Below are 15,332 nucleotides of genomic sequence, written 5' to 3'. Positions count from 1 at the left end.
TCAGATGCGGAAGCGGGAAAGCACTTGGCTCGGGAACAAGTCCTCGGGTGTCAGCAGACGATGGCACACGCCCTGCTCGTGGGCGTATTTCAGGAACGCCTCCAGCGTCGTGCGGTTGGCGTCGACGCCGTAGGGCCAATGGTCTTCGCCGAACAGGTCCTGGGCGCGCCTGGCATGCTCGAAGCACCAGGGGATCGGGAAGCGCGGCGCCGTCACCTCGAGCGCGCGGGCGACGCTCCGACGCTTCGCCTCCTCGAACGCCTTCAAGAGGCTCATCGCGACCCAGGGATTGGTGTCGACCACATCGCGCTTCAGTGCCACCACATGCATGATCGGGAAGATACCGGTCGTGCGGTAATAGTCCGCCTCGACCGCCATATAGTCCTCGAACAGCCGGCGCACGTTTGGATGGCCGTGCTCGAAACAGTCGGGCGCGTGGGCGGTCAGCACCGCGTCGACCTCGCCTTCCACCAGCATTTGGCTGAGGCTTTTGGTCGGCGCCGGCGTCAGCCGAATGCCCTCAGGCAGGTCGAGCTTGACCTTTTCGCCGCGGCCCGGTTCGTTCACGCCGGCCTGGATCCAGTCGATGCTCTTGAGATCGACGCCGTACTGATGCTTGAGGAAGCCGCGCGAATAGACTGCGGCGGTCTGCGCCCATTCCGGGATGCCGATGCGCTTGCCGGCCAGGTCCGTCGGGCTCTGCACCGGCCCGTCGCGCCGGACATAGACCGACGAATGCCGGAAGATGCGCGACGGGAACACTGGGATCGCGGTCAGCGAGCGGTCGCCCTGGGAGATCAGCGAGGCGTATTTCGCGAAGGACAGTTCCGACACGTCCCATTCGCGGTGCTTCAGGAAGCGGAAGAAGATTTCTTCGATCGGCAGGCTCAAGGCGGTGAGCCGGATGCCCTCCGGCACCACCCGCCCGGCGGTCAGGTCCTCGACATGGTCGTAGCGGCTGATGGCGAGCGTGAGCGGGATTTCGTTCATGAGAGCAGCCCTTCGAGCCGGGCGTGACGGCCCGATATTACTTCGCTACCGAAGCTTCTTGTCCGGCATCGTCAATGTCAAGCCGTTCGCCGCCGCGCCGTTCGGCCTGGCAGCGCGCCAGATTGCCGCGGATGCGGTCGAGCACCAGGCGCAGGAAGCCGATCTCGCCGTCGCTCAGGCCATCGAGCGCCGCCCGGTTCGCCTCGATGGCGAACGGCAGCAGGCGATTCTTGAGGTTGCGGCCGGTCTCGGTCAGATGGACATGGATCTTGCGCCGGTCGTCGGCCGAGCGGCGCCGCTCGATATAGCCGCGCTGCTCCATGTTCCGGAGCTGCTCGACCGTCGTCTGCTCCGTGGCGCCGACGCGCTGGCTCAGCTGTCGCTGGGTAAGCCCGTCTTCCTCCCAGAGCGCGCGAAAGAAGTACCACATGCCCATCGGGATGTCGTAGGGCGCGAGACGGTCCTGCAGTTCCTGGGCGAACTGGCGCTGGGTCGCGCGCAACGCGGCGCCGATGCTGTAGGCGAGCGGATAATCGACGGTGGTCTTTGTGGCGGGATCGATCATGACACAGGTCGAAATTAGTTCGGCGCCGAAGGAGTATACCGTCACCAGCTCCCGCAAATCAAACGGCGCTCGTGAAGCGCTCCTTCATCACGCCCAGGACCTCGTCCGGATCGCGCCGCCACCAGTCGCGCTCGGACATGATCTCGACCTCGATCAGGCCGTGATAGCCCGCCGCCTCGACCTGGGCGCGCAGGTCCGGGATGTCGATGACCCCGTCGCCCATCATGCCGCGATCGAGCGCTGTGTCGCGCGTCGGCACCAGCCAGTCTGAGACATGGAAGCCCAGGATGCGCGATCCGGCGCGCGCGATGCTGCGCGCGATCTCCGGGTCCCACCAGATATGATAGACGTCGAGCGCCACGCCGACGCCGTCGCCCAGCGCATCGGCCAGGTCGAGCGCCTGGGCCGTGGTCGAGAGCACGGCGCGGTCGGCGCAGGTCATGGGGTGGAGCGGTTCGAGCGCCAGCTTGACGCCGGCTGCGCGCGCATGGGGCAGGACGGCGGCAAGCCCGTCGGCAACCATGCCGCGGGCGCGGGCCAGGTCTTTTGAGCCCGGCAAGAGCCCGCCTACCACCATGACCAGGCAATCCGCACCAAGCGCTGCCGCCTCGTCGATCGCCCGTTTATTGTCCTCGATCGCATTCGGCAGGGTGAACATGCCGCCGCGGCACAGGCCCGAGACGTGGAGGCCCGCGTCGCGGATGTGACGGGTGGCCCGCTCCAGCCCATAGGCCGCGAGCTTGTCGCGCCAGGGCGAGATGCCAGGAATGCCGTGGCGCGCGCAGCCCTCGATGCATTGGGCGAGCGTCCACTGTTCCCGGACCGTGATCGTGTTGAGCGACAGGCGCGAAAGGTCGGCCATCACCGGACTCCGTGGAGCGCCATGACCATGGCCATGCGCCGGCAGGCCTCATCCGGGTCGGCGAGCAGGCCCGCCTGGTCGGCCAGGCGGAACAGTTCGGCCAGGTGCAGAGCGCTCCGGGCCGACTGCTGGCCCCCGACCATGGCGAAATGGTCCTGGTGGCCGTTGAGGTAGGCCATGAACACGACGCCGGTCTTATAAAAGCGGGTCGGCGCCCGGAAGATGTGGCGCGACAGCGGTACGGTCGGCGCCAGGATCTCGTGGAATTGCGCCTCATTGCCGCGCGAGAGGTTGCCGAGCGCCGCGGCCGCGGCTGGCGCGATGGCGTCGAAGATGCCCAAGAGCGCATCCGAATGGCCCTGATCGTCGCCGGCGATGAGCTCTGCATAGTTGAAGTCGTCGCCGGTATACATGCGCACGCCGGCGGGCAGGCGCCGACGCATGGTGATCTCCTTGTCCTTGTCCAGGAGCGAGATCTTGATGCCGTCGATCTTGGCCGAGTGGGCTGCGATCACGTCGAGGCAGGTCGCCATGGCGTCTCTATGGTCGGCCGCCCCCCAATAGCCCGCGAGCGCCGGGTCGAACATCTCGCCCAGCCAATGGATGATGACCGGGGCCCGCACCTGGCCGAGGATGCGGTCATAGACGCGCATATAGTCGTCAGGTCCGCGGGCCGCCGATGCCAGCGCGCGTGATGCCATCAGGATGATCCGGCCGTTGAGTTTCTCGACCGCGGCGCATTGCGTCTCGTAGGCAGCGATCACGTCATCGATCGTGACGTCCGGCCCGGGCGTCAGATGGTCTGTGCCGGCGCCGGACGCGATCAAGGCACCCGGCACGTCGCGGGCAGCGTCGAGCGCGCGGCCGATCAACTCGAGGCTGGCCGGCCAGTCGAGCCCCATGCCGCGCTGCGCCGTATCCATGGCTTCGGCGACGCCGAGCCCCAAGGACCAGAGATGGCGGCGATAGGCGATGGTGCGGTCCCAGTCGATCGCCGGCGCGCCCCAGGGATCATGCTCGGCCAGCGGATCGGCCACGACGTGGGCGGCGGAAAACGCGATGCGCGAAAACGGCGGCGTGGCGGCCGGGAAGGCGCGTGGCGGCCGGGTCTGGTAATTTTCGACCGTGCGGTCGGGCCGGGGCAGGTGGATGCTCGGCATGGCTCAGATCTCCAGCGCCTCGAGGTCGATCCAGCGCCGCTCGCGCCAGGACTGGAGCCCGGCTTCGGCCAACTGCACGCCCTTGGCGCCGGCCGCGAGGTCCCACGGGAAGTCGGCGACCTCGCCCGCGACATGGCGCAGGAACAGCTCCCACTGCGCGCGGAAACCGTTCGGGTAGGGGATGTTGTCCGGCACTTCCTCCCAGGCGTCGAAGAAATCGATCGGCTGGACGATGTCCGGGTTCCACACCGGCTTCGGCGTGTTGACGCGCGACTGGGTCCGGCACTTCTGCAGGCCGGCGACGGCCGAGCCCAGGGTGCCGTCGACATGGAAGGTCACGAGGTCGTCGCGCCGCACGCGCGTGCACCAGGAGGAATTGATCTGCGCCACGATGCCGCCATCAAGCTGGAACGTGGCATAGGCAGCGTCGTCCGCGTCGGCCTGATAGGTCCGGCCCTGTTCGTCGACCCGCTCAGGGATATGGGTGGCGCCCAGGCACGAGACCGATTTCACCGCGCCGAACGTATTGTCGAGCACGTAGCGCCAGTGGCACAGCATGTCGAGGATGATGCCGCCGCCCTCAGCCGCCTTGTAGTTCCACGACGGCCGCTGCGCCGGCTGCCAGTCGCCCTCGAACACCCAATAGCCGAACTCGCCGCGGACCGAGAGGATGCGGCCGAGGAAGCCGCTGTCGATCACCAGCTTGAGCTTGCGCAGGCCGGGCAGGAACAGCTTGTCCTGCACCACGCCATGCTTGATGCCGCGCTCTTTGGCGAGGCGCGCGACGGCGACGGCGTCCGCCAGGTTGTCGGCGATCGGCTTCTCGCAATAGACATGGCGGCCGGCCTCGATCGCCCGCTGCAGCAGGCCCGCGCGCAGCTGGGTCGTGGCCGCGTCGAAGAAGATCTCGTCCTTGGGGTCGGCCAGCGCCGCATCGAGGTCGGTCGTCCAGCGCGGGATGCCATGGGCACGGGCGAGCGCCTCGAGCTTCGCGGCGTTGCGGCCGACCAGGATCGGGTCGGGCATCAGCATGTCGCCCGACTTGAGCTTCAAGCCGCCGTCGGCGCGGATCGCCGCGATCGAGCGGATCAGATGCTGGTTCGTGCCCATGCGGCCCGTGATGCCGTTCATCACGATGCCGATCCGCCGTTCCGCCATGGCGTCCTCCCCTTCGTGTCGAGCCGCCGGCGTTGGTGCCGGACGATAAAGTAACTAGTTGGTTACTTTCGGGCGGAGGCGGGGCGGAGTCAAGCGGGTGAGGGGGCTCATCGGCCGGCACCCAGCCGGGACTTGGTGCGCGTTGCGCCCAGATTTCGGCTGTGTGCGAAATAAAATTCACCGGGGAGATGAGACTCTAGTGCAGGTCGCGCATTTTATCGGCAATATCTGTGTTTACGGTTGAGTAACCAATATTGAGAGCAATTAAGATAAATTTTATTAATGTGTCGTTAGTTTTGACAAATCTGCTTGGCGAGAAATTGAATTGTTCAGGCTTTAAGCCAAAATTTGAAATTGGCACGCTGTTTGCTGACAATGGTTCCGTCATAAATGATGGGGACGATGATGAAGAAACTTCTTTTGGCCCTGGGCGCCATCCTCGCGATGTCGACCGCGAACGCCAAAGCGGACGTGATTTTCAATTCTTCGCTGGCCGGCGGTTTCGCCTATACCGAGACGAGGCCGTCGAGCTTCAATTACGCCGCCGTCTTGCAGTTCAGCCAGAACGTCACGGTGTCTGAACTTGGCGTCTATACGAGCGTCGACAATGCGCAGAACATCAAGTTTCTGATTTTCTCGAGCGGCGTGTCCGGCGGGGCGGAAAGCCTGCTGCTGAGCGATACCAAGAGCTTCGCTCAAAATTCGGCTCAAACCTTCATCTATTCGGATCCGATCGATTTCACGTTCCTGGCCGGCCGCACGTACGATGTGGGCATCCTGGGGGCGAGCGGGTCGATCACCGGCAAGTATGTGCCCGGCAATTACACGCAAGACGGCGTGACGGAGATCAGCCGGAACGCCAACTTCAACAATTACAACGCGCCGACGACGGGCGACTATGCGGGCGTGTCGCCGTTCGTGGAACTGGTGTCGGGCCCCACTTCCGTCCCCGAACCCGCGTCGGTCACGGTTCTGGCCGCCGGTTTGATCGGGCTCCTGGCCTTTGCCCGGCGGGCGCGCTACGCGCAGCAAGGTCGCTGAGAAAACCCTGAAACCGTCGCAGGCGGGCCTCGGCGCAGGAGGCCTCGCCCACGCCGGCGAAGCAAGCCGTCGGTCGTTTCCTTAGAGGCGCATGGCCGGCTTCGCTGCCAGCAATTTCACGAGCAGATCCGCCAACGCCTGCTGACGGTAGGGCTTGGACAGGAATGAGATCGAGGCGCCTTCGTGGTTCAGCGCATCGGCGTAGCCGGTGGCGACGATGATGGGCAGGTCGGGCCAGCGCCGGCGGAGCTCGGCCGCGAGCTCGAGACCGGTCATTCCCGGCATCGCGTGGTCGCTGATGACGCAGTCGATCGCGAGGCCCGCCGTGAGCAGCGACAGCGCGTCGCTGGCCGACTTGGCGCAGAAGGCGGCGTGACCGAGGTCTTCCAGCATGGCGGCGACGGCATCGCTCACCAATTCGTCGTCCTCGACGACCAGAACCTTGTACATCGCGACGCCGGTTGGCGGTGATGTCGCCGCCGGGGCGACCGCGGGGCCGGTGTCCGCCTGCTGTTCCGGGAAGAACAGCGACACGGTGGTGCCCTCGCCCGGCTGGCTGGCGATCTTGAGGAAGCCGCCGGACTGCATCATCAGGCCGTGCACCATGGAAAGGCCAAGCCCCGTGCCCTTGCCGAGCTCCTTCGTGGTGAAGAAAGGTTCGGTTGCGCGTTTCAAGGTGGCCTCGTCCATGCCGAGGCCGCGATCGACGACCGAGATCGAGACATACGGCCGGGCTTGACCGGTGGCGGCCTGCGGGTCGACCGCCTGTTGGCGCTCGGCGGCGATCACGACCTGACCGGCGGTCGCCATCGCGTCGCGGGCGTTGAGGACCAGGTTCAGCAGAGCGAGCTCGAGCTGATTGGGATCGGTATGGATCGCTGGCAGGCTGTCGGGGAGCTCGGTCACGAGCTGGCACGACGGCCCGAGCGAGCGGGACAGCATCTCGGTCATGCCGAGGATCAGGCGGACGACGTCGAGCCTTTCGGATTTCAGCTCCTGCCGGCGGGCGAACGCCAGCATGCGCTTCGTCAGGTTGGCGCCATGCTCGGCCGCGCGCACCGCGCCCTCGAGCAGGCTGCGGCTGCGCTGATCCTCGCCCAGGCGTTTCTCCAGCACCTCGAGATGGCCGAGGATCGCCATCAGCAGATTGTTGAAGTCGTGGGCGATGCCGCCGGTCAGCTGGCCGAGGCTTTCGAGCTTCTGCATCTGATGCATGGCGCTCAACGAGGCTTCGTGCGCGCGCGTCCGCTCCTCGACGCGCCGCTCGAGCTCCCCGTTCTGGTGCTCGAGTGCCGCGTTTGCATCGGCGAGCTGCAAGGTCCGCTCCGCGACGCGGGCTTCCAGCGCCGCGTTGAACTGTTCGAGCTCATGGGTCTTGCGGAATAGATCGAGAAAGACCCGCACCTTCGCGCGCAGCAGGCTGGGTGCTACCGGGACCGGAACATAATCGACGGCGCCCTCCTCATAGCCGCGCATCAGGTCAAGGTCCGTCACCTGCACGGCCGAGACGAAGATGATCGCCGTGGTCTGGTAGCGCGGATGCTCGCGGATCATGCGCGCCAGCTCGAACCCGTCCAGCTCCGGCATGCACACGTCGATCAGGATGACTGCGATCTGATGACGGATCAGCATTTCGAGCGCATCGCGCGCCGAATTCGCCTTGATCAGGTTCTGGCCCAGCTCCTCGAGCACGGATTCGTAGCTCAGGAGCTTGGCGGGCTGGTCGTCGACCAGCAGAATATTCAGCTTCTCACGTGCTTCCAAGGCGGTGTCTTTCCTAACGGTGCAGCCACATCCGCAGAGCCGAAAGCAATTGTTCGGTGTTGACCGGCTTCGCCAGGTAATCCGAGGCGCCCGCTTCGAGGCATTTTTCCCGGTCGCCCTTCATCGCCTTGGCCGTCAGCGCGATGATCGGCAGGCGCCGGAAGACCGGGTTCGACCGGATGACCTGCATGGTCTGATACCCGTCCATCTCAGGCATCATGATATCCATCAGCACGATCGCAAGATCAGGCGTGGTCTCGACCAGGTGGATCGCCTCGCGCCCGGTGGTCGCCGCCAGCACGTTGATGCCGCGCCGCTCCAGCACGCTCGATAGCGCGAAGATGTTGCGCGCGTCGTCGTCGACCAGCAGGACTGTCTGGCCAACCAGGTCCTCGTCGGAGCTGTGCAGCTGCTCGATCATGCGCTGCTTCTCCAGCGGCAGGTCGGCCACGACCCGATGCAGGAACAGCGCCGTCTCGTCCAGCAGGCGCTCGGGCGATTCGACGCCCTTGACCACGACGCTGCGCGCCATGGTGTGCAGCCGCGCATCCTCTTCCGGCGAGAGTTCCCGGCCGGTGAACACGACGATCGGCACGAGCGACAGCTCCGGATCGTCGCGGATCTCGTCCAGCAGGTCGAAGCCGCTCATGTCCGGCAGCTTGAGGTCGAGCACGACGCAGTCCCACGTGCCGATGCGCAGCATGGCGAGCGCCTCTTTGCCGGTCTCGACGCCGACCATCTCGACATCGTCGTGGCCGAGCAGTTCCTTGATGCCGAGCTGCTCGGCCGGGCTGTCCTCGATGATGAGCAGCCGCTTGCGGCGCGGCTTGGCATATTCCTTGAGCCGGGCCAGTGCCGCTTCCAGGCCTTCGGTCGTCGTGGGCTTGGTCACGAACGAGAAGGCGCCGCGCGCGAGCCCGTGCTGCCGGTCTTCGTCGAGGGTCACGATCTGGACCGGGATATGCCGCGTCGCGGCGTTCTGCTTCAGCTGGCTCAGCACCGTCCAGCCGAGCATGTCCGGCAGGAAGACGTCGAGCGAGACGGCGGTCGGCTGATAGTCATGGGCGAGTGCCAGCGCCTCGGTGCCGGTCATGGCAACCAGGACCTTGAGGCCCGCGTCGTGCGCCAGATCGACGATGATCCGGGCGTAATGAGGATCGTCCTCGACGACCAGCAGCACCGCGTCGCCCGCCGTGAGGGTCGCGCGATCGTCCTCGACCCCCTCGACCACCCGCTCGACGGTCTTGAGCGCCTGCTGGGTCACCAGGTGCTGGGTTGCGGCGAGTTGGGTTGCCGCGTGGACCGGCTGCCCGCTCGGCTGGCGCAGCGTTGCCGCGACGCCGGCGTAGGCGATCGGCAGGTAGAGCGTGAAGGTGCTGCCGACATCCATCACGCTGCGGAGCTGGATCTCGCCGCCCAGGAGGTTCGCGAGCTCGCGGCTGATGGCGAGGCCGAGGCCGGTGCCGCCGTATTTCCGGCTCGTGCTCGCGTCGGCCTGCTGGAACGCCTCGAAGATCATCTTCTGCTTTTCGGGCGGGATGCCGATGCCGGTATCGGCGACCTCGAATGCCACGACCTGAGGGGCGGTCGACAGCACCGGATGGTCCGGCGTCCAGCCGCTCTTCGCCGCCGAGATCGAGAATTTGACGCCGCCTTGCGAGGTGAACTTGAAGGCGTTCGACAGCAGGTTCTTCAGCACCTGCTGCAGGCGTTTCGAGTCCGTGACGATGCTGCGGCCGGCGTTGTGCTCGACCCGCACCTCGAACGAGAGGCGCCGATTGTCCGCCTCATGGCGGAACGGGCGGCTGATCACATCGGCCAGGTTCTGGAACTGGATCTCCTCGGCGTCGACCGAGACCGTGCCGGACTCGATCTTCGACAGGTCGAGGATGTCGCTGATCAGGTTCAGGAGGTCGGTGCCGGCACTATGGATCGTGCGGGAGAACTCGACCTGCTTCGGCGTGAGGTTGCCGTCCGGGTTCTCGCCCAGCTGCTGGCCCAGGATGAGGATGCTGTTGAGCGGCGTCCGGAGCTCGTGGGACATGTTCGCCAGGAACTCGGACTTGTACTTGGACGTGAGCGCCAGTTCGGCCGCCTTCTCCTCGACTGCGCGCCGCGCTTGCTCGATTTCCTGGTTCTTGCGCTCGACCTCGACGTTGCGCTCGGCCAGCTGCTGGGCCTTCTGCTCGAGCTGCTCGTTGGTCTGCTGTAGCTCGGCCTGCTGGGATTGCAGCTCGATCGCAAGCTGCTGGGACTGCTTCAGCAGGCCCTCCGTCTGCATCGTCGCCTCGATGCTGTTCAGCACGATGCCGATGCTGGCGGTGAGCTGTTCCAGGAACGAGATCTGCAGGTCTGTGAAGCTGCCGACCGAGGCGAGCTCGATCACCGCCTTGACCTGCCCTTCGAACAGCACCGGCAGGATGATGATGTTGCGCGGCTGCACGCGGAACAGGCCCGAATGGATCGGCACCGCATCGGACGGCACCTCGGTCACGAGCATGCGCCGCGTCGTCTGCGCGCATTGCCCGACCAGGCCGTGCCCGGGCATCAGCCGTTCGGGATGGCCCGCGGCCTCGTCGTCGGCGAAGGCGGCAAGCAGCCGGAGGCTCGCATCCGGTTCGACCAGATAGATCACGCCGTTCTGCGAGTTGATCAGCAGCGCCAGCTCGCTCAGCAGCATGCGCGCCACGGTCGCGAGATCGCGCCGGCCCTGCAGCATGTTGGTGAAGCGGGCGAGGTTGGTCTTGAGCCAGTCCTGATCGGTATTGCGGTCGGTCGTGAGCCGCAAATTGTCGATCATGGTGTTGAGATTGTCTTTGAGCTCGGCCACCTCGCCGCGCGCGTCGACCTGGATCGAGCGCGTCAGGTCGCCCTTGGTCACGGCGGTCGCGACCTCGGCGATCGCGCGCACCTGGGTCGTGAGATTTGCCGCCAGCAGGTTGACGTTGCCGGTCAGGTCCTTCCAGGTGCCGGCCGCACCTGGCACGTTCGCCTGGCCGCCCAAGCGCCCTTCGACGCCGACCTCGCGCGCCACCGTCGTTACCTGATCGGCGAAGGTCGCGAGCGTCTTCGTCATGTTGTTGATCGTCTCGGCGAGGGCGGCCACCTCGCCCATCGACTTCACCGTCAGGTTCTGTTCCAGGTCGCCGTTGGCGACCGCGGTCACGACCTTGACGATGCCGCGCACCTGCTCCGTCAGGTTCGCGGCCATGACGTTGACCGTGTCGGTCAGGTCCTTCCAGGTGCCGGCGACGCCGGGCACCACCGCTTGGCCGCCGAGCTTGCCCTCGGTGCCAACCTCGCGGGCGACGCGCGTCACCTCGGAGGCAAAGGCGTTCAGCTGGTCCACCATCGTGTTGATGGTGTTCTTGAGCTCGAGGATCTCGCCCTTCACGTCGACCGTGATCTTGCGCGAGAGATCGCCGCGGGCCACCGCCGTCGTCACCTCGGCGATGTTGCGCACCTGGGTCGTGAGGTTCGCGGCCAGGAGGTTGACGTTGTCGGTCAGATCCTTCCAGGTGCCGCCGACGCCGGGCACCACCGCCTGGCCGCCGAGCCGCCCCTCGGTGCCGACCTCGCGCGCGACGCGCGTCACTTCGGCCGCGAACGAGCGCAGCTGCTCGACCATGGTGTTCAAGGTTTCCTTGAGCAGCAGGATCTCGCCGCGCACGTCGACCGTGATCTTCTTCGACAGGTCGCCGTTCGCGATGGCGGTCGCGACCTCGGCGATGTTGCGCACCTGGCCTGTCAGGTTCGACGCCATGAAATTGACGCTGTCGGTCAAGTCGCCCCAGGTGCCGGCGACGCCCGGGACCACCGCCTGGCCGCCCAATTTGCCCTCGGTGCCGACCTCGCGGGCGACGCGCGTCACTTCCGAGGCGAAGGCGTTCAGCTGATCGACCATCGTGTTGATGGTGTTCTTGAGCTCGAGGATCTCGCCCTTCACGTCGACGGTGATCTTGCGTGAGAGGTCGCCGCGCGCGACCGCTGTCGTCACCTCGGCGATGTTGCGAACCTGGGCCGTCAGGTTGCCGGCCATGGAGTTGACGCTGTCGGTCAGGTCCTTCCAGGTGCCGGCCACACCCGGAACCTGCGCCTGGCCGCCCAAGCGCCCTTCGGTGCCGACCTCGCGCGCCACGCGCGTCACCTCGCCCGCGAAGCGGTTGAGCTGGTCGACCATCGTGTTGAGCGTTTCCTTGAGCTGCAGGATCTCGCCGCGCACGTCGACGGTGATCTTGCGCGACAGGTCGCCGTTCGCGATGGCGGTCGCGACTTCGGCGATGTTGCGCACCTGGCCGGTCAGGTTGCCGGCCATGGAATTGACGCTGTCGGTCAGGTCCTTCCAGGTGCCGGCGACGCCCTTGACCTCGGCCTGGCCGCCCAATTTGCCCTCGGTGCCGACCTCGCGGGCGACGCGGGTCACCTCGCCGGCGAACGCGTTCAGCTGGTCGACCATCGTGTTGATGGTCTCCTTGAGCTGCAGGATCTCGCCCGAGACGTTGACCGTGATCTTTTTCGACAGGTCGCCCTGGGCCACGGCGGTCGCGACCTCGGCGATGTTGCGCACCTGGCCGGTCAGGTTGCCGGCCATGGAATTGACGCTGTCGGTCAGGTCCTTCCAGGTGCCGGCGACACCCTTGACCTCGGCCTGGCCGCCAAGCTTGCCCTCGGTGCCGACCTCACGCGCGACGCGCGTCACTTCGGAGGCAAAGGCGTTCAGCTGGTCGACCATCGTGTTGATGGTGTCTTTGAGCTGCAGGATCTCGCCCGAGACGTTGACGGTGATCTTCTTCGAGAGGTCGCCGCTCGCGATCGCGGTCGACACTTCGGCGATGTTGCGCACCTGGGCCGTCAGGTTCGACGCCATGGAATTGACGCTCTCGGTCAAGTCCTTCCAGGTGCCGGCGACGCCCAGCACGTTCGCCTGGCCGCCCAAGCGCCCGTCGGTGCCGACCTCGCGCGCGACGCGCGTCACCTCGCCGGCAAAGGCATTCAGCTGGTCGACCATCGTATTGATGGTCTCCTTGAGCTGCAGGATCTCGCCCGAGACGTTGACCGTGATCTTCTTCGAGAGATCGCCGCCGGCGATGGCGGTCGCGACCTCGGCGATATTGCGCACCTGGGCGGTCAGGTTCGACGCCATGAAGTTGACGCTGTCGGTCAGGTCCTTCCAGGTGCCGGCGACGCCGGGCACCGTCGCCTGGCCGCCCAAGCGCCCTTCGGTGCCGACCTCGCGCGCCACGCGCGTCACTTCCGAGGCAAAGGCGTTCAGCTGGTCGACCATCGTGTTGATGGTGTCCTTGAGCTCCAGGATCTCGCCGCGCACGTCGACCGTGATCTTGCGCGAGAGATCGCCGCGCGCGACCGCCGTCGTCACCTGCGCGATGTTGCGCACCTGGTCGGTCAGGTTGCCGCACATGGCGTTGACGCTGTCGGTCAGATCCTTCCAGGTGCCGGCGACGCCGGGCACCGTCGCCTGGCCGCCCAGGCGCCCTTCGGTGCCGACCTCGCGGGCCACGCGCGTCACTTCCGAGGCGAAGGATCGCAGCTGGTCGACCATCGTGTTGATGGCTTCCTTGAGCTGCAGGATCTCGCCGCGCACGTCGACCGTGATCTTCTTCGACAGGTCGCCGTTCGCGACGGCGATCGTCACGTCCGCAATGTTGCGCACCTGGTCGGTCAGGTTCGACGCCATGGAATTGACGCTCTCGGTCAGGTCCTTCCAGACGCCGGTCACCTCGCGCACCTGCGCCTGACCGCCGAGCTTGCCGTCGGTGCCGACCTCGCGCGCGACGCGCGTCACTTCCGACGTGAACACGCTCAATTGCTTGATCATCGTGTTGACGATCGTCGCCGAGCGCAGGAACTCGCCCTTGAGCGGCCGGCCGTCCACGTCGAGCCGCACCGTTTGCAGCAGGTCGCCCTGCGCTACGGCGGTGATCGCCCGGGTGACGGCGGTCGTCGGCCACAAGAGATCGTCGATCAGCGTGTTGATCGACGCCTCCATCTCGCCCCAGGCGCCATGCATCATGCTGAATTTCACGCGCTGCCGTGTCTTGCCGTCGCGCCCGACGACCTGGCCGACCAGTTCCAGCTGCTGCGCCATCCGCTGGTTGGCGGCGACGATCTCGTTGAACGTGTCCGCGACCTTGCCGGCAAGGCCGGTCTGATCGCTCGCGAGGCGCACGGAGAAATCGCCGACGCGCATCGCCTGCAAGGCCTTCAGCAGCGGATTGAGATCGAGATCCTGGTCATCGGCCGCTGCCTGAGCCAAGGCGCCGACGCCGGGGCCGCGGGACGTCAGAACGGCGTTGGACGACGTGTTTCCCTCTTGCGGCATGATCTGTCTCTTATGTCGGGCAAGACGACAATGGTGCTTGGATATTTCCTTTAGACAGGCCGGTCGTTGTTCAGGCCTTGGCCTAACGAGCTTTGGAGGCGATCGACCGGCGGCCGAACGAATTCTTTCCGGAACCGGGGGAGATTATCATGGCCTCAGCCGGGCGCGATGCCGAAATTCCTGGCATTGCGGCAAGGCCCGGCATCCGTCGCGAGGCGGCGGTGCCGTGGTATGGGTGCTAAGCGCCTTTCCAGATACGCCCGGGACGAGCTATCAGCGCCCCGTCCTAGCGGCGTTGGGCGCTAAATCGCCGTGTAACCGCCGTCGACCGCGATCGTGGCGCCGGTGACGTAGGAGGCGGCTTCGTCTCGGCCGCAGACGCCCGCACCCTCATGGCTGAGCACATTGCCGTCAGCGCGGTCGACGCGGTTGAGGAGGGGCTCGTCCGCATCTCCCTCAACAAGCGCCGGGTGTGAGATGCGTGCTGACGAAACGCCCGCGGCGGCCGGCTTAGCGGGACGACAGGAGTGCCGCGAAGACGGCCGAGAGGTCCGTTGTGCCGCGGCGAAGCTCGCCGACCCCCGCTTCGGCGTCGATCTGCCCGGCATTGTGTGCGTCGTAGAGTTCGCTCACGAGCGCGGCATAGCCAGGGCTGAGGCCGCCGCGCTCCAACGTCGCCATCCATTGGGCGCGCGGCAGCTCCCGTGCCACGACCGGGCGGCCGACGATTCGGCCGAGCGCTGCCGCCGCGTCCTCGGCCGTGTAGCGGCGCGGGCCTTCGGCGTGAATGATGCGCGGCCCTGCGCCATCGACCCCGGTGCCGTCAGCCGGCGTCGTCAGCAACGCCGCCGCGATCGGCCCCAGATCCGGTGCCGAGATGGTCGGGAACCGCTTCGTCACCGGGTGGTGGAGCATCGGCAGGATGCCGGTCTCGGCCGCGACGGCAATGACGCGGACCCAGTTCTGCATATGCTCGGCCGAGCGCAGAAACGTGAGCGACGCCGGCAATGCGCTGAGCCGCACCTCCATATGATGGAACGCCAGCGTGACGCCCGTGCCCGCGGCGAGCTCGGCGCCGTAGTCCGAGATGGCGAGCACCGTCGGGACGGCGGCCGCGGCGAGCGCGCCTGCGACCGTGTCGATGGTCCGCCGCATCTCCGCTGCCGGGTCATCGGCACGGAACGGGACCGGGCAGATGATTTGCGCGGCCGTGGCACCTTCAAATGCCGCGCGGAGTGCTGCCGGGTCGTTCAGATCGGCAACGGCGATTTCGCAGCCTAGTGCGCTGAGCCCCTCGGCGCGCGCGAGATCGCGCACCACGGCGCGGACGGCGGCGCCATTCGCGCGAAGGGCCGCCACTGTGGCCCGCCCGGCCTTGCCCGTTGCGCCTAAGATCACGTACATCCTCGTCTCTCCGCCCTTGATGATACCGGACGAGGATGCCTGGCAGCC

The 15,332-nt window shown here is 66.4% G+C and carries 9 protein-coding genes; 1 reads left to right on the top strand and 8 read right to left on the bottom strand.

Translation table 11 applies throughout. The features are described from left to right. From IEY58_RS08135 to IEY58_RS08115, 5 genes are read right to left on the bottom strand one after another with little or no spacing between them, the layout of a single operon-like run. A complete protein-coding gene (locus IEY58_RS08135) occupies positions 1-990 on the bottom strand; it encodes a substrate-binding domain-containing protein (protein ID WP_189044444.1) in 990 nt (329 codons plus the stop codon). Positions 991-1,027: 37 nt separating this feature from the next. After that, entirely contained in the window at positions 1,028-1,555 is a 528-nt protein-coding gene (locus tag IEY58_RS08130; protein WP_189044443.1) for a MarR family winged helix-turn-helix transcriptional regulator, read from the bottom strand. 58 nt (positions 1,556-1,613) lie between these two features. Further along, entirely contained in the window at positions 1,614-2,417 is an 804-nt protein-coding gene (locus IEY58_RS08125; RefSeq protein ID WP_189044442.1) for a sugar phosphate isomerase/epimerase family protein, read from the bottom strand. Next, a complete protein-coding gene (locus IEY58_RS08120; RefSeq protein ID WP_189044440.1) occupies positions 2,417-3,577 on the bottom strand; it encodes a dihydrodipicolinate synthase family protein in 1,161 nt (386 codons plus the stop codon). Before IEY58_RS08120 ends, IEY58_RS08125 begins: the two co-directional genes overlap by 1 nt. 3 nt (positions 3,578-3,580) lie before the next feature. After that, positions 3,581-4,735: a Gfo/Idh/MocA family protein gene (locus IEY58_RS08115; RefSeq protein ID WP_189044438.1), complete on the bottom strand. Its 1,155-nt coding sequence runs from the start codon at positions 4,733-4,735 to the stop codon at positions 3,581-3,583. Between the two features lie 402 nt (positions 4,736-5,137). Between IEY58_RS08115 and IEY58_RS08110 the strand changes: the two genes are divergently transcribed. Next, the gene (locus tag IEY58_RS08110) at positions 5,138-5,776 is read left to right on the top strand and encodes a VPLPA-CTERM sorting domain-containing protein (RefSeq protein WP_189044436.1); all 639 of its coding nucleotides are present in this window, start codon (positions 5,138-5,140) and stop codon (positions 5,774-5,776) included. Between the two features lie 81 nt (positions 5,777-5,857). Here the strand turns inward: IEY58_RS08110 and IEY58_RS08105 are convergent, their stop codons facing one another. From IEY58_RS08105 to IEY58_RS08095, 3 genes are all read right to left on the bottom strand, one after another. Next, complete coding sequence (locus IEY58_RS08105) at positions 5,858-7,540, bottom strand: response regulator (protein ID WP_189044434.1); 1,683 nt, start codon at positions 7,538-7,540, stop codon at positions 5,858-5,860. Between the two features lie 13 nt (positions 7,541-7,553). Beyond that, the gene (locus IEY58_RS08100) at positions 7,554-13,880 is read right to left on the bottom strand and encodes a HAMP domain-containing protein (RefSeq protein WP_189044432.1); all 6,327 of its coding nucleotides are present in this window, start codon (positions 13,878-13,880) and stop codon (positions 7,554-7,556) included. 510 nt (positions 13,881-14,390) lie between these two features. After that, the gene (locus IEY58_RS08095; RefSeq protein ID WP_189044430.1) at positions 14,391-15,284 is read right to left on the bottom strand and encodes an NmrA family NAD(P)-binding protein; all 894 of its coding nucleotides are present in this window, start codon (positions 15,282-15,284) and stop codon (positions 14,391-14,393) included. Positions 15,285-15,332: the final 48 nt, after the last annotated feature.

This window comes from Aliidongia dinghuensis (genome assembly GCF_014643535.1).
Taxonomy (GTDB): Bacteria; Pseudomonadota; Alphaproteobacteria; order ATCC43930; family CGMCC-115725; genus Aliidongia; species Aliidongia dinghuensis.
The sequence above is the reverse complement of the archived record's forward strand: the minus strand, read 5'-3'. Positions and strand labels throughout refer to the sequence as shown.

Coding starts and splice junctions, on each gene's coding strand:
- IEY58_RS08120 (WP_189044440.1), bottom strand. CDS start 3,577: ATGCCGAGCATCCACCTGCCCCGGCCCGACCGCACGGTCGAAAATTAC.
- IEY58_RS08135 (WP_189044444.1), bottom strand. CDS start 990: ATGAACGAAATCCCGCTCACGCTCGCCATCAGCCGCTACGACCATGTC.
- IEY58_RS08115 (WP_189044438.1), bottom strand. CDS start 4,735: ATGGCGGAACGGCGGATCGGCATCGTGATGAACGGCATCACGGGCCGC.
- IEY58_RS08125 (WP_189044442.1), bottom strand. CDS start 2,417: ATGGCCGACCTTTCGCGCCTGTCGCTCAACACGATCACGGTCCGGGAA.
- IEY58_RS08130 (WP_189044443.1), bottom strand. CDS start 1,555: ATGATCGATCCCGCCACAAAGACCACCGTCGATTATCCGCTCGCCTAC.
- IEY58_RS08110 (WP_189044436.1), top strand. CDS start 5,138: ATGATGAAGAAACTTCTTTTGGCCCTGGGCGCCATCCTCGCGATGTCG.
- IEY58_RS08100 (WP_189044432.1), bottom strand. CDS start 13,880: ATGCCGCAAGAGGGAAACACGTCGTCCAACGCCGTTCTGACGTCCCGC.
- IEY58_RS08095 (WP_189044430.1), bottom strand. CDS start 15,284: ATGTACGTGATCTTAGGCGCAACGGGCAAGGCCGGGCGGGCCACAGTG.